The sequence below is a fragment of the Micromonospora coxensis genome (assembly GCF_900090295.1).
Lineage (GTDB): Bacteria > Actinomycetota > Actinomycetes > Mycobacteriales > Micromonosporaceae > Micromonospora > Micromonospora coxensis.
Map to the genome: position 1 here is coordinate 4,074,242 of NZ_LT607753.1, position 22,431 is coordinate 4,096,672.

The 22,431-nt window shown below is 74.4% G+C and carries 23 protein-coding genes; 12 read left to right on the forward strand and 11 right to left on the reverse strand.

What is annotated here, in order from left to right:
• Positions 1 to 18: 18 nt before the first annotated feature.
• Entirely contained in the window at positions 19 to 1,140 is a 1,122-nt protein-coding gene (locus GA0070614_RS18630; RefSeq protein WP_231933324.1) for an AI-2E family transporter, read from the reverse strand.
• A 164-nt stretch (positions 1,141 to 1,304) separates the two neighbouring features.
• Here GA0070614_RS18630 and GA0070614_RS18635 point away from each other — a divergent pair, with 164 nt between their 5' ends.
• The 3 genes from GA0070614_RS18635 (at position 1,305) to GA0070614_RS18645 (ending at position 3,113) form a co-directional block, all read left to right on the forward strand.
• On the forward strand, positions 1,305 to 1,487 hold the full coding sequence (locus GA0070614_RS18635; RefSeq protein WP_088977165.1) for an antitoxin: 183 nt from the start codon (positions 1,305 to 1,307) through the stop codon (positions 1,485 to 1,487).
• Between the two features lie 184 nt (positions 1,488 to 1,671).
• The gene (locus GA0070614_RS18640; RefSeq protein ID WP_088977166.1) at positions 1,672 to 2,880 is read left to right on the forward strand and encodes a cytochrome P450; all 1,209 of its coding nucleotides are present in this window, start codon (positions 1,672 to 1,674) and stop codon (positions 2,878 to 2,880) included.
• Positions 2,877 to 3,113 carry a ferredoxin gene (locus GA0070614_RS18645; protein ID WP_172892463.1) on the forward strand — a complete coding sequence of 79 codons (237 nt, stop codon included), beginning with the start codon at positions 2,877 to 2,879 and terminating at the stop codon, positions 3,111 to 3,113. Before GA0070614_RS18640 ends, GA0070614_RS18645 begins: the two co-directional genes overlap by 4 nt.
• Positions 3,114 to 3,212: 99 nt before the next feature.
• On the opposite strand, the gene GA0070614_RS18650 is transcribed toward GA0070614_RS18645, so the two are convergent.
• Positions 3,213 to 3,815 (reverse strand): hemerythrin domain-containing protein, encoded by a 603-nt coding sequence (locus GA0070614_RS18650; RefSeq protein WP_088977167.1) that lies wholly within the window; start codon positions 3,813 to 3,815, stop codon positions 3,213 to 3,215.
• A 175-nt stretch (positions 3,816 to 3,990) separates the two neighbouring features.
• Between GA0070614_RS18650 and GA0070614_RS18655 the strand changes: the two genes are divergently transcribed.
• The 7 genes from GA0070614_RS18655 to GA0070614_RS18685 all read left to right on the forward strand — a co-directional run bounded on the left by GA0070614_RS18655 (position 3,991) and on the right by GA0070614_RS18685 (position 11,805).
• Entirely contained in the window at positions 3,991 to 5,250 is a 1,260-nt protein-coding gene (locus tag GA0070614_RS18655; RefSeq protein ID WP_088977168.1) for a cyanophycinase, read from the forward strand.
• Between the two features lie 160 nt (positions 5,251 to 5,410).
• Positions 5,411 to 6,844, forward strand: coding sequence for a pre-peptidase C-terminal domain-containing protein (locus GA0070614_RS18660; RefSeq protein ID WP_088977169.1), 1,434 nt, complete (start codon positions 5,411 to 5,413; stop codon positions 6,842 to 6,844).
• 64 nt (positions 6,845 to 6,908) lie between these two features.
• Positions 6,909 to 7,793 (forward strand): MurR/RpiR family transcriptional regulator, encoded by an 885-nt coding sequence (locus GA0070614_RS18665; RefSeq protein WP_088977170.1) that lies wholly within the window; start codon positions 6,909 to 6,911, stop codon positions 7,791 to 7,793.
• Positions 7,794 to 7,884: 91 nt separating this feature from the next.
• On the forward strand, positions 7,885 to 8,829 hold the full coding sequence (locus GA0070614_RS18670) for a transporter substrate-binding domain-containing protein (protein WP_088977171.1): 945 nt from the start codon (positions 7,885 to 7,887) through the stop codon (positions 8,827 to 8,829).
• Positions 8,830 to 8,999: 170 nt separating this feature from the next.
• Positions 9,000 to 9,854, forward strand: coding sequence for an amino acid ABC transporter permease (locus GA0070614_RS18675; RefSeq protein ID WP_088977172.1), 855 nt, complete (start codon positions 9,000 to 9,002; stop codon positions 9,852 to 9,854).
• Positions 9,851 to 10,645 (forward strand): amino acid ABC transporter ATP-binding protein, encoded by a 795-nt coding sequence (locus GA0070614_RS18680; RefSeq protein ID WP_088977173.1) that lies wholly within the window; start codon positions 9,851 to 9,853, stop codon positions 10,643 to 10,645. Before GA0070614_RS18675 ends, GA0070614_RS18680 begins: the two co-directional genes overlap by 4 nt.
• The gene (locus GA0070614_RS18685) at positions 10,645 to 11,805 is read left to right on the forward strand and encodes a M20/M25/M40 family metallo-hydrolase (RefSeq protein WP_088977174.1); all 1,161 of its coding nucleotides are present in this window, start codon (positions 10,645 to 10,647) and stop codon (positions 11,803 to 11,805) included. Before GA0070614_RS18680 ends, GA0070614_RS18685 begins: the two co-directional genes overlap by 1 nt.
• A 74-nt stretch (positions 11,806 to 11,879) precedes the next feature.
• On the opposite strand, the gene GA0070614_RS18690 is transcribed toward GA0070614_RS18685, so the two are convergent.
• The 5 genes from GA0070614_RS18690 to GA0070614_RS18710 form a co-directional block, all read right to left on the reverse strand.
• Positions 11,880 to 12,521 (reverse strand): C39 family peptidase, encoded by a 642-nt coding sequence (locus tag GA0070614_RS18690; RefSeq protein ID WP_088977175.1) that lies wholly within the window; start codon positions 12,519 to 12,521, stop codon positions 11,880 to 11,882.
• 308 nt (positions 12,522 to 12,829) lie between these two features.
• Positions 12,830 to 13,255: a pyridoxamine 5'-phosphate oxidase family protein gene (locus tag GA0070614_RS18695; RefSeq protein WP_088977176.1), complete on the reverse strand. Its 426-nt coding sequence runs from the start codon at positions 13,253 to 13,255 to the stop codon at positions 12,830 to 12,832.
• A 98-nt stretch (positions 13,256 to 13,353) separates the two neighbouring features.
• On the reverse strand, positions 13,354 to 13,695 hold the full coding sequence (locus GA0070614_RS18700) for a YkvA family protein (RefSeq protein WP_088977177.1): 342 nt from the start codon (positions 13,693 to 13,695) through the stop codon (positions 13,354 to 13,356).
• Between the two features lie 327 nt (positions 13,696 to 14,022).
• Positions 14,023 to 14,820 (reverse strand): hypothetical protein, encoded by a 798-nt coding sequence (locus GA0070614_RS18705; RefSeq protein WP_088979510.1) that lies wholly within the window; start codon positions 14,818 to 14,820, stop codon positions 14,023 to 14,025.
• Between the two features lie 139 nt (positions 14,821 to 14,959).
• Positions 14,960 to 15,313 (reverse strand): hypothetical protein, encoded by a 354-nt coding sequence (locus tag GA0070614_RS18710; protein ID WP_157745039.1) that lies wholly within the window; start codon positions 15,311 to 15,313, stop codon positions 14,960 to 14,962.
• A 262-nt stretch (positions 15,314 to 15,575) separates the two neighbouring features.
• On the opposite strand from GA0070614_RS18710, the gene GA0070614_RS18715 reads away from it, so the two are divergent.
• On the forward strand, positions 15,576 to 16,178 hold the full coding sequence (locus GA0070614_RS18715) for a lipocalin family protein (RefSeq protein WP_088977179.1): 603 nt from the start codon (positions 15,576 to 15,578) through the stop codon (positions 16,176 to 16,178).
• Between the two features lie 162 nt (positions 16,179 to 16,340).
• On the opposite strand, the gene GA0070614_RS18720 is transcribed toward GA0070614_RS18715, so the two are convergent.
• The 3 genes from GA0070614_RS18720 to eccB form a co-directional block, all read right to left on the reverse strand.
• Complete coding sequence (locus tag GA0070614_RS18720) at positions 16,341 to 17,609, reverse strand: WXG100 family type VII secretion target (protein WP_088977180.1); 1,269 nt, start codon at positions 17,607 to 17,609, stop codon at positions 16,341 to 16,343.
• On the reverse strand, positions 17,602 to 17,916 hold the full coding sequence (locus GA0070614_RS18725) for a hypothetical protein (protein WP_231933325.1): 315 nt from the start codon (positions 17,914 to 17,916) through the stop codon (positions 17,602 to 17,604). Before GA0070614_RS18725 ends, GA0070614_RS18720 begins: the two co-directional genes overlap by 8 nt.
• 146 nt (positions 17,917 to 18,062) lie before the next feature.
• Positions 18,063 to 19,541 (reverse strand): type VII secretion protein EccB, encoded by a 1,479-nt coding sequence (eccB, locus tag GA0070614_RS18730; protein WP_088977182.1) that lies wholly within the window; start codon positions 19,539 to 19,541, stop codon positions 18,063 to 18,065.
• A gap of 161 nt (positions 19,542 to 19,702) precedes the next feature.
• On the opposite strand from eccB, the gene GA0070614_RS18735 reads away from it, so the two are divergent.
• On the forward strand, positions 19,703 to 20,884 hold the full coding sequence (locus GA0070614_RS18735) for a type VII secretion protein EccE (RefSeq protein WP_088977183.1): 1,182 nt from the start codon (positions 19,703 to 19,705) through the stop codon (positions 20,882 to 20,884).
• Here the strand turns inward: GA0070614_RS18735 and eccD are convergent.
• Positions 20,868 to 22,295 (reverse strand): type VII secretion integral membrane protein EccD, encoded by a 1,428-nt coding sequence (gene eccD / locus GA0070614_RS18740; RefSeq protein ID WP_331715088.1) that lies wholly within the window; start codon positions 22,293 to 22,295, stop codon positions 20,868 to 20,870. The two genes, GA0070614_RS18735 and eccD, sit on opposite strands and share 17 nt — an antisense overlap.
• Positions 22,296 to 22,431 lie beyond the last annotated feature (136 nt).

Genomic DNA, 22,431 nt, shown 5'->3' on the forward strand with positions numbered 1-22,431 from the left:
GGGGGTCAGGCGGGGGGGTCAGGTGGGGGGTGGGGTGGGGGGGCGGCGTTCGCGGTGGCGTTGGACGGTGTCGACCACCCGGTAGGTGACCGCGGCGATCGGCACCGAGACGAAGGCGCCGGCGATACCGGCGATCAGGGTGCCGGCGGTGACCACCACCAGGATCACCGCCGGGTGCAGCTGGACCTGCCGCTTCATGACCAGCGGTTCCAGCAGGTTGCCCTCGATCTGCTGGACGGCGATGACCGCGGCCAGCACCAGCAGCGCCGTGGCCGGGCCCTTCGCGGCCAGCGCCACCAGCACGGCGATCGTGCCGGCCACCGTCGCTCCGATGATCGGCACGAAGCCACCGAGGAAGGTGATCAGGGCCAGCGGCAGCGCCAGCGGCACCCGGAGCACCACCAGGGCCAGTCCGATCCCGATCGCGTCGATCGCCGCGATGATCATCGTGCCCCGGCTGTACGCGCCGAGCGTGTGCCAGCCCGCCCGGCCCGCCTCGGCGGTCACCTCGCGGTTCGGGCCGGTCAGCCGGCGCAGCACCCAGCGCCACATGGTGCGGCCGTCCTTGAGCAGGAAGAACAGCAGCACCAGGGCGAGCAGCGTGGAGCCGGCCGCCTCGGCGGCCGTCCGGGCCCCGCCGACCGGGTCGAAGCTGCCGCCGAGCCCGCTGCGCACCTGCTCGATGAGCTTGTCCAGTTGGGCGTCGCTGACCGGCAGGGTGGTGGTGACGAAGTCGCGACTGCGCTGCAGGCCCTCGCCGAGTTCCTCGCTCAGCTCGCCGAACTGCGCGGCGGTCAGGTTCCACACCAGCACCCCGACGCCGACCAGGATGCCGAGCAGCAGCAGGAGGGTGAGCAGCGCGGCCGGCGCCGCCGGCACCCGCAGCCGGCGCAGCCCCGCCCGCACCGGGTCGAGCAGCGCGGTCAGGAAGAGCGTCACCGCCAGGGCGATGGCCAGCGGCGCGAGCAGCACCGCCACCTTGCCCAGCAGGTAGAGCCCCACCACCACGACCACCAGGCAGGCGCTCCACACCACGGCGCTGCGGACCAGCCAGGGCAGCGCCCCCCACGCCTGTCGCGGCTCCGGGCGGGCGCCCGCCGCGCTCACCTCGGGCGTACGCCCGTCACCGTTCTCGACCACGTCGGCCCTCCTTGGTGTCGCCGGGTCGATACCCGACGGTGGCCGTTGCGACACCCGTCCCGCCGGATGGGCGGAATGGCCGGCCCGGCGGGCGCGGCGGCCGTCGGTGTTTGTGCCACCGACCCGGGGGAAGGCAGACAGGTGACGAGATGAGGAGGATGCCTGTGAGTGACTTCATGGACAAGGCCAAGGACTTCGCCGACAAGCACGACAAGCAGGTCGACCAGGGCCTGGAGAAGGGCGGCGACTACGCCGACCGTCGTACCGGCGGCAAGTACGACGAGCAGATCGACAAGGGCGTCGACATGGCGCAGGCGCGTACCGGTGAGGGCGACCAGGGGCGCTGACCTCGTACGTCCGCTGCCGGGTCACCCACGGGGTGGCCCGGCAGCGCGGTGTCCGGGGGACGGTGGTCTGGTCAGCATCGACCACTCTCGCTACCATCCGCAGTCGGGACATGACTCGCTGTCGAGTCGTTTCCGGACCGGTCCGCCCGGCGCGGCGGGCCGCCGACGAGAGGGAGCCACCCCGGTGACCGACACATCCCAGGCCACGATCCCGCAGCGCTACCCGTTCAGTGACCCCCATCGCCTCGACGTCGACCCCCGGTACGCGCTGCTGCGCCGCGAGGAGCCGTTGACCCGGATCCGGATGCCCTTCGGTGAACCGGCCTGGCTCGCCACCCGGTACGCCGACGTGCGCACGGTGCTGGCGGACCCGAGGTTCAGCCGGGCCGCCTCCGTCGGCCGGGACCAGCCCCGTAACACCCCACGCCAGGCCGACGAGGGCATCCTCGCGATGGACCCGCCGGAGCACACCCGGCTGCGCCGGCTGGTGGCGAAGGCGTTCACCGCCCGCCGGGTGGAGGAGCTGCGCCCGCGCACCACAGCCGTCGCCGACGAGCTGGTCGACGGGATGCTCGCCGCCGGCCCACCCGCCGACCTGGTCGCCCACCTGGCCACCCCGCTGCCGATCCGGGTGATCTGCGACCTGCTCGGTGTGCCCGTCTCCGACCAGGACCGCTTCCACACCTGGTCGGAGGCGATCGTCTCGACCACCTCGCTGAGCGCGGAGACCGCCGAGAGCTACATCGACCAGTTGCTGGGCTACATGGCGGGGCTGATCGCGCAGCGGCGGGAGACGCCCACCGACGACCTGATCGGCGCGATGGTCCGGGCGCGGGACGAGAACGCCGACCGGCTCACCGAGGAGGAGGTGATCCGGCTCGCCGCCGGGCTGCTCGCCGCCGGTCACGAGACCACCGTCACGCAGATCCCCAACATGGTGTACGTCCTGCTGACCGAGGAGGGCGGCTGGGAGCGGCTGCGTACCGACCCGACCCTGGTGCCGAAGGCGGTGGAGGAGCTGATGCGGTTCATCCCGCTCGGCGCGACCGCCGCCTTCCCCCGGTACGCCACCGAGGACGTCGAGCTGGGCGGGGTGCTGGTCCGGGCAGGTGAGCCGGTGGTCGTCTCGCTGCACTCGGCCAACCGGGACGAGCAGGTCTTCGCCGACCCCGACCGGCTGGACCTGGCCCGCGAGGCCAACCCGCACCTCGGCTTCGGGCACGGCGTGCACCACTGCATCGGCGCCCAGCTCGCCCGGATGGAACTCCAGGTGGTGCTGGAGACGCTGTTGCGGCGTACCCCGGGGTTGCGCCTGGCGGTGCCGGTGTCGGAGCTGACCTGGAAGAGCGGCCTGCTGGTACGCGGCCTGACCGCCATGCCGGTGCAGTGGTGAGCGGGGAGCAGCCGGGCGGCTGGCGGGTGTTCGTGGACTCGACCCGGTGCATCGGGTCGGGGATCTGCGTGGGCGCCGCGCCCCGGCACTTCGCGCTGGCGGGCGGGCTCTCCCGGCCGCTGGAGGAACAGATCGACCCGGCCGACGAGGTGCTGGACGCCGCCGAGTCCTGCCCGATGGAGGCGATCATCGTGTCCGACGTGGAGGGCAGCCGGATCGCGCCGGAGCCGTGATCCGGCTGCGGCGGACGGGCAGATCGCCGACCTGCGGGTCCGCCCGGACGCCGGACGGCCACGTCCCGGGTGGAGCCGGGGCGTGGCCGTCGGGGTGGGTCAGTGCTGCTGCTTCTCGCGCAGCTCCCGCATCGAGGTCGGGCGTCCGCTGAGCGCGTCGCGCATCCGGTCCACCAGGCCGGTGCCGGGGGCGAGCAGCTTGTTCGCCGGCGGGTGGTCCGGCGCGGCCGGGTGCGGCCGGGTCGGCGCGGACTTCTTCGCGGCCTGCACCTTGCCGGCCAGCTCGACCAGTTCCTCCTGGGCGACCGCGGCCCGCAGGCGGGGGAACAGGTCCGACTCCTCCTCCTGCACGTGGTGTCGGATCGTGCTGGTGAGGTGGGCCAGCAGTTCGTCGAAGCGCGGATCGGAGGGGTCCAGCGACTCCAACTCCTTCATCGTCCGCTCGGCGTCGGCGTGCTCGCTGATCTCGTGTTCGGCGATCTGGTCGCCGTCCGGCAGCGCCTTGCGGGCGGTCGGGTAGACGTACGCCTCCTCGGCGACGGAGTGGCGGACCAGCTCGGCGATGACCACGTCGGTCAGTTGCCGGCGGTGCTCCGGGGTGCCGTGCCGGGTCTCCAGCTCCACGAAGATCGCCTCGACCTCGCGGTGGTCGGCCATCAGGACGTCGACGACGTCCTGGTGCGTGCTGTCGTGATGGCTCATGTCGTGCCCCCTACCGGTGCGGACGGTTCGGCTCTGCCGAGGCTCCTACCCCCGGTCGGGCGACCGAACCACCGGATCCGGCGTCGGCGTCGGCCGTGCGCACCGTTGTCGCCGCCGTCGCCCTGCCGTACGCTTCCCCTCGGCCCGCCCTCACGGTCTCCAGTGAGGAGCAGTCATGCCCTTGAACCGCCTGTTGACCCTCGGGGTCAGCGCGAGCGCGGCGGTCGTGCTGAGCGTGCCGGCGGTCGCCGTCCCGGCCTCGGCGGCCCCGTCCCACCACCGCACCGGCGGCAGCCTGGTGCTCGTCGGCGGTGCTCTCGCCGACGACAACGCGACCATCTACGGCGACATCGTCCGACTGGCCGGGGGTCCCGGCCGGGCCCGGATCGGCATCTTCACCGCCGCCGCCCCGGTCCCCTCGGAGGACCCGGACGCCGGCACCCCGGACTGCAACAACAGCGTCTGCAACGGTGACTACTACGCCGCCCTGTTCGAGAAGTACGGCGCGGCCGACGCACAGTGGATCCCGATCGACCTGGACCGTCCGGCGGCTGCGGACGACCCGGCCGTGGTCCGGCAGATCGACTCGATGACCGGCTTCTTCTTCGGCGGCGGCGACCAGTACCGCTACGTCACCACGATGACCCGGGGTGAGGCGCAGCGGGACTCGGCCGCCCTGGCGGCCGTCCGCCGCAAGTTGCGCGGCGGCGCGGTGGTCGCGGGCACCAGCGCGGGCGCCCAGATCATGGCCGGCCGCGACATGATCACCGGCGGCTCGACCGAGCCGGGCCTGCGCGACGGCGCGAAGCCGGGCTACTTCGACGACCCGGGCGTGCTCGGGTACCTGCCCAAGGGGGGCTTCGGCTTCTTCACCGAGGGCCTGCTGGACACCCACTTCTCGCGCCGGGGACGGGAGGCGCGCTCGATCCGCCTCGCCTCCGACACCGGGCACGACCGGGTGTTCGGGCTGGACGAGAACACCGCGCTGGAGGTGACCGGGGTCGGTGGCCGACACCGGTCGCTGCGGGTGCTCGGCCAGCGTGGGGTGAGCGTGCTCGACCTGCGCCGGGCGTCCGTGACCAGCACGGACGGCGTGTGGGGCATCGAGGGCGTGCGGTGGAGCCGGTTGACCGAGGGTGACCGCTACCGGGCCGAGCGCTGGCAGCCGGTGATCGCGGCGGGCAAGGAGCGGGTCGTCCCGGCCGCCGGCCCGTGCACGGTGCCGCCGTCGGACGACGTGTTCTACGACTACGCCCTGGTCGGGCTCGCCGAAGGGCTGGTCGACCAGGCCGGCTGCGCCTCGACCTCCGGCACCTCCTACGAGAAGGACCCGCAGTTCGCGGCGGAGGTGACCCGTGGCCCGCGCTTCGCCGGGTACCGGGCGGGGGAGTCGACCTCCTTCGTCGACGCGGTGATCGGCATCCGCCCGGCCTGACCGGAGGGCCGCCCCGGTCCCGGACCGGGGCGGCCCCGCAGGCACCACTGTGGACATGGCCGCCGATCGTCATCGGGCTGTAACAGAAGTTACGTCTTGAGCAGCGAACTTAATGGATGTAACTTCTGTTTCATCGATCCGTGGCCCCTCGGAGGTGCCCATGTCCCCCTTCCGCAACCCCCGCCGCCTGTCGGTGGTGGCCGCTGCCGCCGTCCTGACCACCCTGGCCCCGGTCGGGGTCACCGCCGCCCACGCCCAGGTCACCCGGATCCGGCAGGGCAGCGCCACCGACGTGTCCCGGGCCGCCTGGTCCGGCCCGGCGTACACGATGAACGGTTCGGGTGGCATCGTCACCGCCACCATGACCCGGGCGATCGACGCGATCCGGGGCGGCGCCGGCGCGATCGACGTGGTGGTGATCGCCGCCTCCGGCACCACCACCCCGGAGTGCGACGTGATCACCGACCTGGCCGGGGTGAACTCCTGCACCACGCTCACCCTCACCGCCGCCCGGGACGGTAACGACACGCAGGTCAACACCGACATCCGCAACGCCGAGTTCGTCTACTTCGCCGGCGGCAACCAGTGCAACTACGTGGCCTGGAAGGGCACCGCGCTGGAGGCGTCCGTCGAGTCCGTGGTGGCCAAGGGCGGCGGGGTCGGCGGCGGCAGCGCCGGGCACCACGTCAACAGCGACATCGTGTACGACGCCTGCGCCGCCAGCGCCACCTCGGCGACCGCCCTCGACGACCCGTACGACCGCTCGCTGACCTTCACCACCGGCATGTTCCGCTGGCCGCACTACGCCGACACGATCAACGACTCGCACTTCGTCGAGCGGGACCGGATGGGGCGCACGATGGCGTTCGTGGCCCGGGCGATCAAGGACGGCCGCACCAGCGGCGGGAAGGCGTGGGGCGTCGGGGTGGACCGGGACTCGTCGCTGCACATCGACCGCAACGGCCTGGCCACGCTCAGCGGCGGCAGCGCGTACGTCGTGCTCGGCGACCACCAGCCGGAGGTGGCGGTGGCCGGCCAGCCGCTCACCTACTCCAACTTCAAGATCTGGAAGCTGACCAACGGCCAGACGTACGACTTCGCCAACCGGCCGACCTGCGGCTACTACCTGAAGAGCGTCAACGCCGGCGTCCCGAGCAGCAACCTCTACAGCGGCACCCCGGTCACCGACTGCACGACGCCCCCGCCGCCGCCTCCGCCCGGCGGGAGCAGCTTCACCGAGGTCGAGCCGAACGACTCCCGCAGCGCCGCCAACGACGTCTCCGGCAACACCTACCCGCTCACCGTCACCGGCGACATGAAGAGCACCACCGACCGGGACTACTTCGCGCTCACCCTGAACAGCAAGCAGAAGCTGACGGTGGCCTGCGCGGTGCCGACCGCGTACGACGCCGACATCTACCTGCTCGACTCGGGCGGCAGCACGGTGACCCGCTCGGTCAACGACGGCGCGGGCGCCGACGAGTCGGCCAGCCTCACCCGCAACACCTCCGGCACCGGTACGTACTACCTGGACGTGGAGGCGTACTCCGGCTCCGGTACCGCCGACTACACCTGCACCCTCACCAAGTCCTGATTCGCACCCCCCAGCGGGCGCGGAGCGGGCTCGGTCCCGCTCCGCGCCCGGCTACGCTCAGCGCGTGTCGAACCCCGATCTTGTCGACGAGCCGCACGGCGTCGGTGTGGCGGCGCTGATCCGGCAGCGTCTCGGTGAGTGCAGCCCGGCCGAGCGGCGGGTGGCCCGGACGCTGCTCGCCGCGTACCCCTCGGCCGGTCTGGGTACCGTCGCCGCGCTCGCCGAGCGGGCCGAGGTGAGCGCGCCGACCGTGCTGCGCTTCCTGGCCCGGCTCGGCTTCGGCGGGTACCCGGAGTTCCAGCGGGCGTTGCGCGACGAGCTGGCCGAGCGGGAGACCTCGCCGCTGTCGGCGTACCGGGCGGCGGAGCGCACCGGGTCGCCGCCGGAGGGCGCGCTGCCCCGTGCCGCCGCGACCCTGCCCGAGGCGGTGGCCGGCACGCTGGCCGAGCTGCCCCAGGGCGAGTTGGACGCCGCGGTGCGCCTCTTCGCCGACCAGCAGTTGCGGGTGACCGCGGTCGGCGGCCGGTTCTCGGGGCTGCTCGCGCACTACCTGGTGCTGCACCTGATGCAGGTGCGCGGGGGCAGCCGGCTGCTCCCGGCGACCCCGGTGGAGCGCACCGACATGCTCGTCGACGTGGGCCGGCGGGACCTGTTCGCGCTCTTCGACTTCCGCCGGTACGAGGAGCCGACGCTCGCGCTGGCCCGAGAGGTCACGACGCGGGGCGCGAAGGTCGTCCTGTTCACCGACCGGTGGCTCTCGCCGGTGGCGGGGCTGGCCGAGGTGGTGCTGCCCAGCCGGGTCGAGTCGCCCTCGCCGTACGACAGCTTCGTGCCCGCGTTGGCCCTGGTGGAGACCCTGGTGGCGGCCGTGATCGACCGCCTCGGGCCGGTCGCCGGCACACGGCTGAAGGCGATGGAGGCGGCGCAGCAGACGTTCGGGAGCGCCTGAGGTCCGTTACAGAAAATCGTAACCCCGCTGAAACCGTAACGTGCGTTACAGTCCGGGGGCTGGTTCGTTCTGGCCCCCGGAAGGACACCTCATGCGCATCCGCCACTTCGCCCTGGTCGGCGCGACCACGGCCCTCCTCTTCGCCACCGCCGCCTGCGGCGGCACCACCACCACCGAGTCGGGCGGCGGCGACGTCACCCCGGTCTCCGTCACCATCGACGGCGTCGGCGCGGTCAGCACCGACACCGCGCTGGCCGGGAAGGTCCCGGGCGACGTGCGCGCCCGGGGCACGATCACCGTGGCGACCAACGCCCCGTACCAGCCGTTCATCGACTTCAAGGTCGAGGGGAAGAACGACGAGTTCAAGGGCCTCGACTTCGACCTCTTCCAGGCCGCCAGCGCCCGGCTGGGCCTGAAGGCGACCTTCAGCCAGCAGCCGTTCGACGGCCTCGTCCCCGGGTTGCAGGCCGGCAAGTACGACGCCATCGCCGGGGGCATCACCGACAAGAAGGAGCGCCAGCAGGTCGCCACCTTCGTCGACTACTCCGCCTCCGGCACCGGCTTCCTGGTCCGCACCGGCAACCCGGCCGGCGTGAAGACCGTCGCCGACCTCTGCGGCCGGACCGTCGCCGTGCAGAAGGCCAGCAACCAGGCGAAGAACCTCGCCACCTACTCCAAGGACAGCTGCGCCGGCAAGGCGATCGAGGTCAAGGAGTACCCGGAGAACCCGCAGGCCGTGCAGGCGCTGATCGCCGGCAACGTCGAGGTGGTCGCCGCCACCCGGGTCAACCTGGTGGACACCGCCGCCACGCTCGCCGGCAAGGCCGAGTTGGTGGCCGACCCGTCCGCCCCCAACGGCTGGCTGGCCAGCCCGAACGGCTTCGGCTTCCTCAAGGCGAACAAGGAACTGGCCGAGGCGTACCGGGCGGCCGTGCAGAGCCTGATCGACGACGGCACCTACGGCAAGATCCTCGCCCAGTGGAAGCAGACCCCGATCGCCATCGAGAAGGCCACCATCGACCAGGCCATCGACTGACCCGGCGGACCACCACCCCTTGAGACCGCGGTCGCCGGGCGCCCTCCGACTCCGTGAGGGCGGGCCCGGAGAGGCGTCCGGCGACCGCCGCACCACACCCTGTTCGCCACTGTGGGGCTCCGCAGCGCCGCACGTCGCGCTCACCGGCCCCGCCCGCAGGAGGCACCGCAATGACGAGCGACACCGAGACCGTACGGGTCGTCCCCGTACGCCACTACGGGCGCTGGCTGACCGCGCTGCTCGTGGTCGGGCTGACCGTCCTCTTCGTCCGGGCGCTGCTGGACAGCCCCAACCTCGAACCCGGCACGATCCGGGAGTACCTGTTCAAGGACTACGTGCTCGACGGCGTGGTCACCACACTCTGGCTGACCCTGCTGGCGATGGTGCTCGGCACCGTCGGCGGGGTGGTGCTCGCCGTGATGCGACTGTCGGCCAACCCGGTGCTGCGCGGCGTCTCCTGGGCCTTCATCTGGGTCTTCCGGGGCACCCCGCTGCTGGTCCAGATCATCTTCTTCGGGTTCCTCGGGGCGCTCTTCCCCCGGCTCACCCTGACCGTGCCGTTCACCGGCACCGTCCTGTTCGACGAGCCGACCAGCGTGGTGGTGACCGGCACGGTCGCCGCCGTGCTCGCCCTGTCGCTCAACGAGATGGCGTACGCCGCCGAGGTGATCCGGGGCGGCATCCTCGCCGTCGACGCCGGGCAGACCGAGGCCGCCGCCGCGCTCGGGATGAGCCCGGCGCTGACCCTGCGCCGGGTGGTGCTGCCGCAGGCGATGCGGGTCATCATCCCGCCGATGGGCAACGAGACCATCACCATGCTGAAGTCCACCGCCCTGGTGTCGATCATCGCCGGCCGGGACCTGATGACCGCCGTGCAGACCGTCTACCAGAACAACTACAAGGTCATCCCGCTGCTGGTGGTGGCCGCCATCTGGTACCTCGCCCTGGTCAGCCTGTTGTCGGCCGGCCAGTGGCTGATCGAGCGGCGGTTCGGCCGCGGCTTCGCCCGGGGAGGCGTGCGATGACGGTGACCGAGGAGAGGACCGCCACGGCCACCCGGCCGATGGTGCGGGCCGAGGGCGTGACCAAGCGGTACGGCCCGGTGGAGGTGCTCAAGGGCATCGACCTGACCGTCGCCCCCGGCGAGGTGACCTGTCTGCTCGGCCCCTCCGGCTCCGGCAAGTCCACCTTCCTGCGCTGCATCAACCACCTGGAACGCATCGACGGCGGCCAGCTCTGGGTCGACGGGGAACTCGTCGGCTACCGCCGGCACGGCGACAAGCTGTACGAGCTGAAGGCCCGCGAGGTGGCCCGCCGCCGCCGCGACATCGGCATGGTGTTCCAGCGCTTCAACCTCTTCCCGCACATGACCGCCCTCGCCAACGTCGTCGAGGCGCCGGTGCGGGTGCTCGGCACCCCGCGGGAGCGGGCGCGGGCCGAGGCGGCCCGGCTGCTGGAGCGGGTCGGCCTGGCCGACAAGGCCGGCAGCTACCCGGGCCAGCTCTCCGGCGGCCAGCAGCAGCGGGTGGCGATCGCCCGGGCGCTCGCCATGCACCCCAAGCTGATGCTCTTCGACGAGCCCACCTCGGCCCTCGACCCGGAACTGGTCGGCGACGTGCTCGACGTGATGAAGGGACTCGCCGCCGACGGCATGACCATGGTGGTGGTGACCCACGAGATGGGCTTCGCCCGCGAGGTCGCCGACAACGTCGCCTTCCTCGACGGGGGAGTGGTCGTCGAGTCCGGCACCCCGGCCGAGGTGCTCGGCGACCCGAAGCACGAGCGCACCCGCGCCTTCCTGGACAAGGTGCTCTGATGGACGCCCTGCTCACCGCCGCCGGCGACCGGCTCGGGGCGTACCACGACCGGCTGGCCCGACTGGTCGCCGTGGACAGCGGCTCCGGTCAGGTGGACGGGCTGCGGGAGGCCGCCGACCTGGTGCAGACCTGGTGCCTGGCGGCCGGCATGGCGGTCGAGCGCGAGGCGGTCGCCGACGCGGCCGGTACACCCCTCGGCGACGTGCTGGTCGCCCGCCGACGCGGGCGGGGACGGCGGCACGTCCTGCTCGCCGGGCACCTGGACACCGTCTTCCCGCCCGGGACGGCCGCCGCCCGGCCGCTGCGGGTGCACGACGGCCGGGCGTACGGGCCGGGGGTCAGCGACGACAAGGGCGGCCTGCTCGCCGGGCTCGCCGCCGTCGAGGTGCTGGCCGCCCTGGGCCGCGAGGAGTACGCCGAGCTGGTGCTGGTGTGCACCCCGGACGAGGAGATCGGCTCCCCGGGCAGCCGCCCGCTGCTGCGTACCCTCGGATCGGAGGCCGACGTGGCTCTCTGCCTGGAGTGCGCCCGCGACAACGGTGACCTGGTGTCGGCCCGCAAGGGCGTCGCGGACCTGGAGATCACGCTGCGCGGCCGGGCCGCGCACGCCGGGATCGAGCCGGAGCGCGGGGCGAACGCGCTGCTCGCCGCCGCCCGGCTCACCGTCGCGCTGGACGCGCTCAACGGGCGCTGGCCCGGGGTCACCGTCAACGTCGGGGTGCTGGAGGCCGGCGGCCGGCCCAACGTGGTCGCCGACCGGGCCCGGATGCTGGTCGACCTGCGGGCCTGGCGGACCGCCGAGTACGCCGCCGCGCTCGCCGAGATCCGCCGGCTGGTCGCGGAGCCGGCCGTCACCGGGGTACGCGCCGAGCTGGCCGTGCACGCGCCCACCCCACCCTGGGAGCCCGGCCCCGAGGACCGCTGGCTGCCCGAGCTGGCCGCGAAGGTCGGCGCGGGGCTCGGGGTGCCGGTCTCGCACACCGCCACCGGCGGCTGCGCCGACGCCAACCTGCTCGCCGAGGCGGGCGCGACGGTGCTCGACGGGCTCGGCCCGGTCGGCGGGGACGACCACAGCCCGGCCGAGTGGCTGGACCTGGACTCGGTGGTGCCCCGGGTGGCGCTGCTCGCCGGCCTGATCGACGAGGTGGCCCGCCGCTGACGCCTCGCGCCCGAACGACGCGAGGGCCGGTCTCCCCGTTCGGGGAGACCGGCCCTCGTCGGTGGTGCGTCGGATCAGGAGCTGTAACCGCGGCCCGCGATCCAGTTGGCCAGCTCGGTGATGTCCATCCAGTACTCCGGGGCGTCCGGAGCGGCCGGGTCGGAGATCTTCACCGTGTTGCCGTCGTCCTTGTACTCGACCACGGTCAGGTAGTGACCGGGGTAGCTGTGCTCCTTGCCGTCGACGTCGACCGCGCCGCCGAGGATGTTGGCGACGACCGGCTCACCGGCGTCCACCGCGGCCTTCACGTCGGCCCGCAGCCGCTCGACCTGCTCCTTCGAGGCTTCGTCACTGCTGATCTCGGTGGTCTTGTACTTGCCGCCGGTGTACTCGTTCAGCACCCGGGTGATGTCGATCGCCGAGTCGGTGCCGTTGACGGTGGTGCCCAGCTTCTCGGCCAGCTCGTCCTGGCTGACCTCCTTGCCGTCGGCCGACAGCGCGATCCGGGCCGACGCCGGGCCACAGTAGTAGAAGTTCGGCTGCGCCTCGTACTCGTAGCCGGCCTTGCGCGCGCCCTTGCCCTTCTCGGACACGACCGACGCGGCGGCCTTCTCGGCCGGCGTGGCCTGCGCGGCCATCGCGGGGCCGGCGATGGCGCCACCAGCCATGATCAGACCGGCGACGGAGAGCATGCTGTTGCGGATGGCGATGTTCATGTCGAAGCTCCGTTCGGGGGTTGACGCCCGCGTCACTCCGGACGCGCACGCAGCACCTTCAGGCGCTCGGATTCTCAGGGGACTCGGCGGGCGGGCTCGCGGCCCTCCACTCACCGCCGGAGGTGACGACCGGTGGCCCCGGGCGTTGCGACCCGTCCGCCGTGCTGCTCGGTCGTACGCAGGGTGTAACGACCGGGGGTGGGCGGTGATTCCGCCGGGTGGGTGGCGACGGTCACCCTGCGTGACCGGACGTCAGGGCGTGAACCGGGTACGGCGCGCGGCGGATCCGGGCCCGTCGGGTCGGCCGGTCAGGAACCGGACACCGGGGGCAGACTGCCCATCAGCCGCGTCACGGCGATCTCGATGACGACCCGCTCGGGGTTCGGCCGGGGCTGCCGGTAGCGCTCGGCGTAGCGGCGTTCCGCCTCGGCCACCGACGCCGGATCGGTGCGCAGCACCGCCCGCCCCTCGATGGTGAGCCACCAGCGGCCGTCGACGTGGCACACCGCCACCGGCGTGCCCGCCGGGCCGGCGGCGGCCACCTGCCGGGCCTTCGCCGAGCCACCCGAGGTGATCACCCGGGCGATCCCGGCGTCCGGGTCGAAGGTGACCCCGACCGGCACCACGTGCGGGGTGCCGTCCGCGCGCAGCGTCGTCAGGGTGGCCAGGTGCCGCTCCCGGCAGAAGGCGAGCACCCGCACGTCGTGCGGGTCCAGCCGATGACCGCCTGCCATGTCGTCCCCCGTCTTCCCGGGACCGGCGCACACCGGTCCCGCCGCACCGCGCGGCCGGTGGCGCTCCCGGTGCCCCGGGGCCGCCGGACTCCGACCGATCATGGCACGGGACGGCGTACCCGGTCCTGGTCGGGAGGAGTGTCCGGCTGGCTGGGCAGCCCTGCGGTGGTGGCCCGACGCTGACGGGCCAGCCGGGTCAGGTAGATCAGCGCACCGGCGAGGACCCCGAGGTCGTCCAGGTAGATCGGGTCGGGCAGCACGTCGACCGGGAAGACCGTGTAGATCAGCGCGCCGTAGAAGGCCACCTTGCCGCCGACGCCGAGGGTGCCGAGCATCCGCCGGGCGCGGACCACCCGGACGGCCAGCAGCACCGCGCCGACCAGCGTCGCCAGCGCCAGCACGCCGCCGATGACGACGAGCACCACCATCTCCCGGGACATCCCGCCACGCTAACCCACCCGCACCCGCACCCGTACCGCCCGCGCGTCACCGGCCGGCCGGCTCCGCCCCGGGCCCCGCCCGGCTCCGCCCCGCCCGGCCGGCTCGCTGGCCCGTCCGTCCGCTCTGGCCCGGTCCGGCTGGCCTCGGTCCGGTGATCAAGAGGTTTTGGTCTGCGGAACGCGCTCTCCCGGACGCAAACCTCTTGATCACCGCGAGTCGGCGGCCCGGGGCGGGCCCGCCGACGGCGAGCGGCTGCGCGAGCGGTGCGGGGCGGTGCGGGGCGGTGCGGGGCGGTGCGGGCAGTGGGGGAGGGAGTGGGGTGGGGGTCAGTAGGCGGGGGCGGGGGCGTGGCCTCGGGCGGTGGAGGCGGGCTCGCGGGTCGGCTCGGCGGTGGGACGGCGGGTCTCCGGCATCGGCACCACCGACCCGGTCTCCTCCGGCCGGCGGTCGAGCGCGGCGAACGCCTCGTCGCGCAGGCTGCGCGACGCCGCCGCGGCCAACTCGGCCGCCCGCCACGCCTCGCGCTCCCGCTCCACGGCAACCCGGTGCCGGGCCGCCAGGTTGTCCCGGATCGCCCGGTGCAGGACCAGCTCCTGCTCCACCGGGTGCCGGCGCGGGTCCCAGCCGTTGCGGTGCGCGAAGACGTCGCTCAACTGCTCGACCGACAGCTCCTTGCGCCAGTACGCGTCCAGCGCCGCCCGGTGCAGGAACCGCTCCCGGTCGGCGTACTCGGCCGGGGTCTGCGCCGTCTGTGGCAGCGGCATGGCGGCGGCGGCCGAGAGCCGGCGGACGTCCGCCTCGGCCGCCTGGTACGCCGTCCAGGCCGCCTCGACCTCCTCCTGCGCGGTCAGCCACCCGGCCCGGCACCGCTCGGCGGTGGCCCCGGCGCGCCGCGCCGCCACGGCGATCTCCTCCGCGTACCGGGCGCGTTCCCGCTCCTCCTCGGCAAGCTCGACGTGGCTGGGCAGCGCCGCCTGCCGGATCCGGCCGGCGACGGCGGAACGCAGCCAGGCGGGGCGGGCCACCAGGGCGCCCACGGCGACGGCCGCGACGGTGAGCAGGACCAACCAGATCACGGCGGCGGCGGGGACGTCGGGCAGGACGGAGGAGAAGACGGTCTGCATCACCAGCACCTCACGGCGGGGATCGATGTGGACGACGAGCAGGTGCCCGGCGGGGCGACGTGGGAAGCGCGCGGGTCGACGTACCCACGAGGGGCCGCGACCATGCGCGGCGGCCGGTGCCCTCGGGACGCCGCGACGCTCAGCCGCGGGGCGGGCCGCGCCGGCCGGTGGCGTCCCGGACCGGATCCGCCGTCGCCACCGGGACCGTCGAGGCGGTCGGCGCGTCGGCGGGGACGGTGGCGCGCCGGGCCGGCAGCGGCCGGGCGGGGGCGTCGGCGACCTGCTCGTCGGTCGACGGCCGGGAGGCGGCGGCCGGCAGCTCGGCCGTCCGGGAGATCGCCACGCCGGGGGCGACCGGGGCGACGGCGGCCGGGCCGGCCGCGACGGCGCCGACGCCGACGGCGAGCACCAGGGCGGTCACCGCCAGCCGGGTGAGATCGCGCAGCGCACGCAGCGTCACCGTCCGGATCGGGCGGGAGGCGGCTACGGGCACGTCTCCAACCTATCGCCGCCGCGCGGTCCGCGCAGCGTCACGACGGCCGCGTTCGGGGTGACCCGGGCCACGGCGTGCGATGTGGACGGACCTCTCCCGAGGAGGGATACGACGGCCGGACAGCCGCCGGATGCATCGACGGAGATGAGAATGACGACAGTTTCCGGCCGACCGATCCGGGCACTTCCGGGCCGTGCTCGGGGCGAACGGTCGCCCCCGGCGCGCCGCCGCCGTACGAGCCGCAGAGACCGGAGGAGACACCATGGGAGTTCGCCGTCGGGGAGCCGTCGTCGCGGCTGCCGCCGCCGTCACGGTGCTGGCCACCGCCGTACCCGCGCAGGCGGCGACCGCCGTGGACACCGGGTCGCTGACCCCGGTGCCCGCGGTCGACGTCCAGCGGTACGCCGGCGACTGGTACCAGGTCGCCGCGATCCCGGCCATCTTCGAGATCCAGTGCTTCAAGAACGTCAAGGCCCGGTACGACGTGCAGCCCGACGGCACGGTCGGCGTCCGCAACAGCTGCCGGACGATCATCGGCACCACCAGCTCGGTCACCGGCCGGGCCCGCAGCGAGAACCCGCCGGCCAACTCGGCCCTGACGGTGTCGTTCCTCAAGCTCGGCGGTGAGTGGCGCTACTTCGGCGGCCCGAACTACATCGTGATCGGCCTGGACCCGGAGTACCGCTGGGCGGTCGTCGGCGACCCGGACCGCAGCAGCGGCTTCGTCCTGTCCCGGGAGCCGTCGCTCACCGCCGGGCAGACCGCCGAGACCAAGGCGGCCCTCACCGCCAACGGGTACGACCTCTGCGACTTCCGGACCACCCGCCAGGACGGCGGGACGACCCGGGCGGGCAGCTTCTGCTGACCCGACCTCGACCCGACCGATCGGTACGCCGCTCGCCGGCACCCTGACGACCGTGCGCGGCCGACGGCGGCCCACGATCGCAAGGACGAGAGTCGGCCCGGCCCCGGACGAGGGACGGCCCACCCGGAGCGCTTCCGGGTGGGCCGTCTCGACGCGGTCAGCTCAGCGGTCGCCGCCGAGCACGGGCGGCGCGGTCGTGCCGCCGTCCCCCCACACCATCTCGTCCTCGGTGAGCCAGGTCATCCGCTCGTCGGTGTCGTCCTCGGCGTGCTGGCCCCGGCCACCGATCACGCCGTTGCGACCGGCGCCGCCCGCCGTGGCCGCCCGGTTCGCCGCGCTCGCGCCCTGCCGGCCGCTGTTGCCGCCCGCGCCGAGCTGACCGGAGGCGAGCCGGCCGGTGCCGGCCGCGGAACGGTTCTCCATGCCGGTCGGAGCGCCGGGGCGGCTCGGCGTGGTGGCCGGCGCCCGGCCGCCCGAGGAGGCCAGCGCGCCGGTGCCGAGCACCCCGCCGGCCATCAGGCCGGCCGCCCCGAGCATCGGGCCCGAGCCGGTGCCCGGCCCACCGGTCGTGGTGGGGCTCGCCCCGGCCAGGCCGGAGCCGCCGCCGACCCCGCCGGTCACCGGGCCCGCGCCGGCGAGCGAGGTGCCGGTGCCGCCGTCGATCACGCCCGGACCGCCGGTCGTGGTTCCGACGGTGCCCGTGCCGCCCGTGCCGGTGCCGCCGGACCCGGTGCCCGGGCCCTGGGACACGCCGCCCGTGGTGGTGGCGGTGGCGTTGCCGCCGGGGCCGAAGCTCCCCGTGGTCGGCGCGGACGACGGGGTGCCCACCGCCGGCCCGCGCTGCGCCGGGACGCCGCCGCGGTCGGTGTCGCCGGGCAGCCGCGTGGGCGGAGCCGGCGGGTCGACGATCCGCCCGTACCGGGCGACCTCGTAGCCGGCCGCCAGGTCGGCGACCACCTCCACCATCCGCTGGTGGGCCTTCTCCTGCTCGGCCTTGTCCTGCTGGTGGCCCATGATGCCGCCGACGATCATGCCCGGCACACCGAGCAGCGCGCCCTTGGTCGCCCCGTCGATCGCCTTGTCGTGGTCGTCGGTCGCCTCGGGGCTCTCCGCCTTCTGCTGCGCGGTGCGCAGCTGGCCGGCCATCAGGTTGAGCGCCTGCCGCACGTCGGCCGCGCCCTCGGCGAGCTCGGTGGAGTACCGCACCACCAGCGACAGCCGGTCGTGGAACTCGCGGGCCGCGTCCCCCGTCCAGGCGGGGGCCAGCTTCTCGAGGTCGGTGTCGAGGTCGCGGGCCAGGCCGTCGAGGGTGTCGCGCAGCGAGCTCCACTCGCTGGCCAGGCCCTCCACCTGCTGCGGGTCACCGGCACGCACCGCGTCGTAGAGCTCGCGGTGGCTCACGTGCTGGTAGCGCTGGGTGTACTCAGACACTGCGGTCCCCCCGCTCCTTGAGCGCCTCGTTCACCCCGTTCAGCGCGGTGGCGATGTCACTGGCGTTGGCCGCGTTGCGCGCCTCGGTGGTGCGGTAGTTCGTCATGATCGTGTTGGTGGCGGCCCGGGACGCCTCCACCGCGCGACGCAGCCGCCCCACCCGCTCGGCGTAGCTCGCCTGGATCTCGCTGTACCGGCGGGCGTTGCCGGTGCCGTCGGCGAAGGTCCCGAGGGCCGGCGGCCGGCACTGCAACTCGGTGTTCAGCTTCTTGAGGGCCGCCTCGGCCTGGGTCAGCCTGTCCGCCAACCGCTGGTGAAAATCCTCCAAGGACAGTACGTCGACTGTCGTACGCCCGGTCATGGCAGCATCCCCGTTGTCCATAGTCGATACCGTCGGCCCCAGGTTAGTCGACCGGCGCCAGCCCGGGCGACCCGTCGAAGTGCCGGCCGCGCTCAGCCGCCCTGCGCCGGTGACTCCGACGCCTCGCCCCGCGCCGTCGGCGACGGGCTGCCCGCCCCGTCGTCCGGCGCGAAGTAGGCCAGCGCGTCCTGCCGTTCCAGGGTGGGGCCGGTCGGCACCAGCGAGAGCAGCGACGCCGGCACCACCAGCGGCTTCACCCCGCCGTAGCCGAGGGCGGCCACCGCGTCGCCGGAGCGCTTGCCCAGCGGGTACCGCATGCCCTGCGGGGTGATCAGGTAGACGGTCGCGCCGGCCGCCGGCTCCGTACCCTCGCCCGCTCCCGGCGCGGCCTGCACCAGCGCGCCCCGGCCGCCCGGCAGCAGCACCTCGTCGGCGGTCTCGACCGCGTCGCGCGGGCCCTGCCGGGCCGCCCGCACCCCGTCTCCGTCGGCGAGTTCGGCCGGCGCCCGGTCGAAGACCTCCAGGGTGGTGGTCGGCGGGCCGCCGCCCGGACCGGGCCGGTAGGTCGCGCAGACGACCGACTGGCCGGGACGGACCGGGCGCAGCGCGGGCAGCGTCCGCAGCGTCCCCTCGGCCTCCAGCCGCTCGTCGGTCAGCAGCCGGCCGGCCTCGTCCGGGGTGATGTCGGTGACCTGGCCGCCGTCGCTCTGCAACAGCAGCGCGCTGACCTCGCCGATGGAGACCAGGCCGTCCCGGGTCAGCACGTAGTGCTCGCCGGCGGCGCGGAACACGTCGCCGACGCGCGCCTGCCGGCCGCCGACCGTCCGGCCGCTCGGCGCGCCGTCGCCCTCGATGCCCAACTGCCGCAGCGCCGGGCCGGCCGGCACCGCGTTGAGCAGCGGCGCGCCCACGTCGAGGGTGGTCGCGTTCGTCATCTTCAGCGCGGCGAGCGCCGGATCACCGCCGACGATCTGCGCCCGCGCGCCGTTGGCCAGCAGGAACCGCTGCCCGCCGCCGCGCACCAGCACCGCCTCGTCGCCCAGCGGGGTGCCGCCGGAGAGCGGCCGGTCGATCACCAGTCGGGTGGTGGAGCGCCGGGAGTCGCCCGGGTCCGGCACGTCACAGACCGACCAGGGCAGGCCGACCAGCGACTTCCGGTCCGGCAGGGCGTCCGGGGCGCCGACGATGCCGACGGTACGACCGCGCGGCCGGTCGGCGATCGACGCCCGGGACATCGTCCGCACCGGCGCGTCGGCCTCGTTGAGGATCAGCCGCGCGGAGGTGTAGTTCAACGTCGGGTGCAGCACCCCGTCGGCGTACACGTACGTCGCCCCGGTCTCCCGCTCGATGACCAGGGTGTTCGTCTCCAACGGCGCGGTGTTGCCGGTGAACTGCCCGTACGCCCCGGCGCCGCCGAGCACGATGGTGGCGGCGAGCACGCTGCCGGCCACGGCCATGCCGAGCCGCCGCATCGGAAGGTTGGTGGTCTCCGGGTCGCCGGAGAGCATCCCCGAGACGATGCGTCGGGTGACGAAGCGGTACGCCTGCACCTGATCGCGGCGGGTCCGCATGTTTGACCTCCGACGGGGACGGGTCCACGACGATCAGGGCTCAACTCCGTCGCGGGCTTCCCTACGATAAGGGCCGTCGGCGGGTCGACGGACCCCCGCCCGCCCACCGGCGGCGCACCCACCGGCGGATGCTCCACGATGTCCAGAAGGGACGCTCACCGATGACGCAGCTTGCGGCGCCACCCGGGCGTACGCCCACCACCCCGGCCGTCCCCGACGACCGTCCGGTGGTGCCGGCCGACCGGCGCGGACGCGGACGGATCGGCCCGGTCGCGGTCGGCCAGCTCGTCCTGGTGGAGCTCTGCGCGCTCGCCGTCTGGGCGGCGACGGGCGGCCCGGGCTGGCTGTTGGGGGCGGTCGGCGGCCTGGTCGTGCTGGTGCTGGCGGCCGCCTTCCTGCGCCGGGGCGGCCGCTGGTGGTACGAGGACCTGCTGCTGCGTCGCCGGCTGGGCCGCCGCCGGGACCAGGCGCGGGCCGCGGTCGCGCAGGGCAAGGTCGTCGACCCCCGGCTGGCCGCGCTCACCCCCGAGCTGAGTGTGATCGAACTCACCGAGCGTGGCACCCGGCTCGGGATCGGGCAGGACGGCCGGGGCTGGTTCGCCGCGGTGGTGCTGACCGGCCGGCCCGGCGCACCGGCCGGCGCGATCGAGGCGGCCACGGTGGACCGGGTGCTCAGTGTGCTGGCCGACTTCTCCGGCCCGGTCACCCTCACCCAGGTCGTCTCGCACACCCTGGTCTGGTACCCGGCGCCCGGCGCGCCGCCGGCGGCCCACCGCACGGTCTGGGTGGCGCTGCGGCTGTCGGTGCCGGACGCCCGTACCGAGGCGGTGACCCGGGGCGGCGGGATGCACGGCGTGCACCGCACCGTCGCGGCCGGCATCGGCCGCCTCGGCAAGGCGCTGAACGCCGCCGGCCTGGGCCACCGGGTGCTCGGCCGGGACGAGCTGCGGGCCGCGGTCGTCTCCGCCGCCGGCCTCGACCTGGCCCCGGCGGCCCCGGCCGAGACCTGGACCGGGCTGCGGGGCGGCGGCTGGACGCAGCGCTGCCTGACCCTGCGCAAGCGCCCCGGGGCGTCGCTCGGCACGCTGGTGGACGCGGTCACCGCGACCTCCGCTCCGTCGCACACGGTGGCGACGGTGGTGGTGCCCGGCGGCCGGCCGGTGCCGCCGCTGCTGCGGGTCGCCGCCCTCGACGGGCACGTCGAGGCCCTGGTGAAGGTGGTACGCGACGTGGCCCGCCGGAGCGGGATCCCGGCCCGGCCGCTGGACGGCCAGCACGGGCCCGGGGTCTACGCCACCACGCCGGTCGCCACCGCGGCCGGGACGATCAGGGTCGGAGATTGACGATCCAGCCGTAGAGGCCGCACACCCAGAACGCCAGCGGCACCACCGCGACGATCAGCAGGATCTCCACGATGTCGAGCACCCGGCCCCAGACCGGCGAGATCCGCTTGCCCGCCACACTGAGCCCGTAGATCAGGCTGATCACCACGGTCAGCGCCACCCCGCCCAGGACCAGGCCCAGCCGGGTCGGCAGCGAGCCGCCGGCGAAGGTCGCCCAGGCGGCCAGCGCCAGCCCGACCGAACCGGCGAAGAGCACCGGGGTGCGCTGGGCGCGCCCGATGAACGGCCGGGCACGCAGCAGCGACAGCAGCGCCAGCACCAGGCAGAGCAGCACCGCCGGCAGTCGACCGTTGCCGGCCAGCACGATCTGGCCGCCCAGCACCAGCAGCGACACCGTCCACAGCAGACCGGTCAGGAACTGGTCGGCCCGCTCGCTCTGCCGCAGCACCCGCCGCCCGTCGACGGTCTCGGTGTCGGTCTTCAGGTCCTCCGGGCCGGTCGGGATGGAGGGCACCGGGAGCCGGGCCAGCCGGTAGGCGGTCATCGGCAGCGCCGGCAGGGTGGCGAACGCGACGGTCGCCACGATGGCGGCGGCCGCCGCCGCGCCGAGGCCGAACGCCAGCGAGAGCAGCGCGCCGACGGCGGTCGCCGCGCCGACGGTGACGGCCCCGAGGAAGAGCGGCATCCGGTCGCCCACGGCCAGCCCGGCGATCGCCCCGAACAGCACCACCGCGGTGCCCGCGAGCAGCACGTGCGGGCCGGCCAGCTCGCCGAGCCCACGGTCGCCGGCCAGCACCAGCAGGCCGCCGACGGCCGCGTAGCCGACCCCGGCCATCGCCAGCACCGCACCCGTCCGGCTGTCGCCGGCCGCCCGGGACAGCACCGCCGCGGCCACCATCAGCAGCACCGCCACCAGCAGGGCGGCCACCGCGCCGGGCAGCTGCGGCGGCCCGGCGAACAGGGTGACCGCCGCGCCGACACCGAGCGCCGCCGCGGCCAGCAGCACCGAGAACGAGCGGGTGGTGCCGACCTGCCAGGTGCCCGGGCGCTGGTTGGTGGCGGTCGCCACCGCGTCCACCACGTCGTCGAAGACGATCTCCGGGGCGGCGGCCGAGCGCGGGTTGAAGTAGAGCACCTCGCCGTCGCGGACCCCGAGCTGCGCGGCGGTGCGGCCACCGTCGAGCGGTTGCCCGCCGAGCCGGGCCAGGCTCCAACCCCCGTGCCGTACGCCCTCGTCGGCCAGGTCCTCCCCGGCGTACCGGAGCAGGGTGGGCAGCAGGTCCGCCAACGGCACGTCGGACGGGAGGGCCAGATCCATCCTGGTCCGTGGTGCCACGATGGTGATCCGGCTCAGTCCACCGGTCGCCGACTTCGTCGCCACTGTGGCCTCCTCGTGCTCTCTCAGATCCACCTCGGCCGGCGGCTCGCCCCCGCGGGTCCACGACGCCCACGGGAGATTACCTACGATGGCGGGCGCGTACGATGCCCACCCGACGACTCCGGTCGGTCGCGTACCGCGTCAGGGCCGCTCTTGGGGAGGAGACAGC

What these genes read in the sequence shown, in the direction of transcription:
- GA0070614_RS18705 (WP_088979510.1), bottom strand. Translation starts at nt 14,820, where the DNA reads ATGCAGACCGTCTTCTCCTCCGTCCTGCCCGACGTCCCCGCCGCCGCC.
- GA0070614_RS18715 (WP_088977179.1), top strand. Translation starts at nt 15,576, where the DNA reads ATGGGAGTTCGCCGTCGGGGAGCCGTCGTCGCGGCTGCCGCCGCCGTC.
- GA0070614_RS18675 (WP_088977172.1), top strand. Translation starts at nt 9,000, where the DNA reads ATGACGAGCGACACCGAGACCGTACGGGTCGTCCCCGTACGCCACTAC.
- GA0070614_RS18680 (WP_088977173.1), top strand. Translation starts at nt 9,851, where the DNA reads ATGACGGTGACCGAGGAGAGGACCGCCACGGCCACCCGGCCGATGGTG.
- GA0070614_RS18695 (WP_088977176.1), bottom strand. Translation starts at nt 13,255, where the DNA reads ATGGCAGGCGGTCATCGGCTGGACCCGCACGACGTGCGGGTGCTCGCC.
- GA0070614_RS18660 (WP_088977169.1), top strand. Translation starts at nt 5,411, where the DNA reads ATGTCCCCCTTCCGCAACCCCCGCCGCCTGTCGGTGGTGGCCGCTGCC.
- eccB (WP_088977182.1), bottom strand. Translation starts at nt 19,541, where the DNA reads ATGCGGACCCGCCGCGATCAGGTGCAGGCGTACCGCTTCGTCACCCGA.
- GA0070614_RS18700 (WP_088977177.1), bottom strand. Translation starts at nt 13,695, where the DNA reads ATGTCCCGGGAGATGGTGGTGCTCGTCGTCATCGGCGGCGTGCTGGCG.
- GA0070614_RS18670 (WP_088977171.1), top strand. Translation starts at nt 7,885, where the DNA reads ATGCGCATCCGCCACTTCGCCCTGGTCGGCGCGACCACGGCCCTCCTC.
- GA0070614_RS18655 (WP_088977168.1), top strand. Translation starts at nt 3,991, where the DNA reads ATGCCCTTGAACCGCCTGTTGACCCTCGGGGTCAGCGCGAGCGCGGCG.
- GA0070614_RS18685 (WP_088977174.1), top strand. Translation starts at nt 10,645, where the DNA reads ATGGACGCCCTGCTCACCGCCGCCGGCGACCGGCTCGGGGCGTACCAC.
- GA0070614_RS18690 (WP_088977175.1), bottom strand. Translation starts at nt 12,521, where the DNA reads ATGAACATCGCCATCCGCAACAGCATGCTCTCCGTCGCCGGTCTGATC.
- GA0070614_RS18650 (WP_088977167.1), bottom strand. Translation starts at nt 3,815, where the DNA reads ATGAGCCATCACGACAGCACGCACCAGGACGTCGTCGACGTCCTGATG.
- GA0070614_RS18735 (WP_088977183.1), top strand. Translation starts at nt 19,703, where the DNA reads ATGACGCAGCTTGCGGCGCCACCCGGGCGTACGCCCACCACCCCGGCC.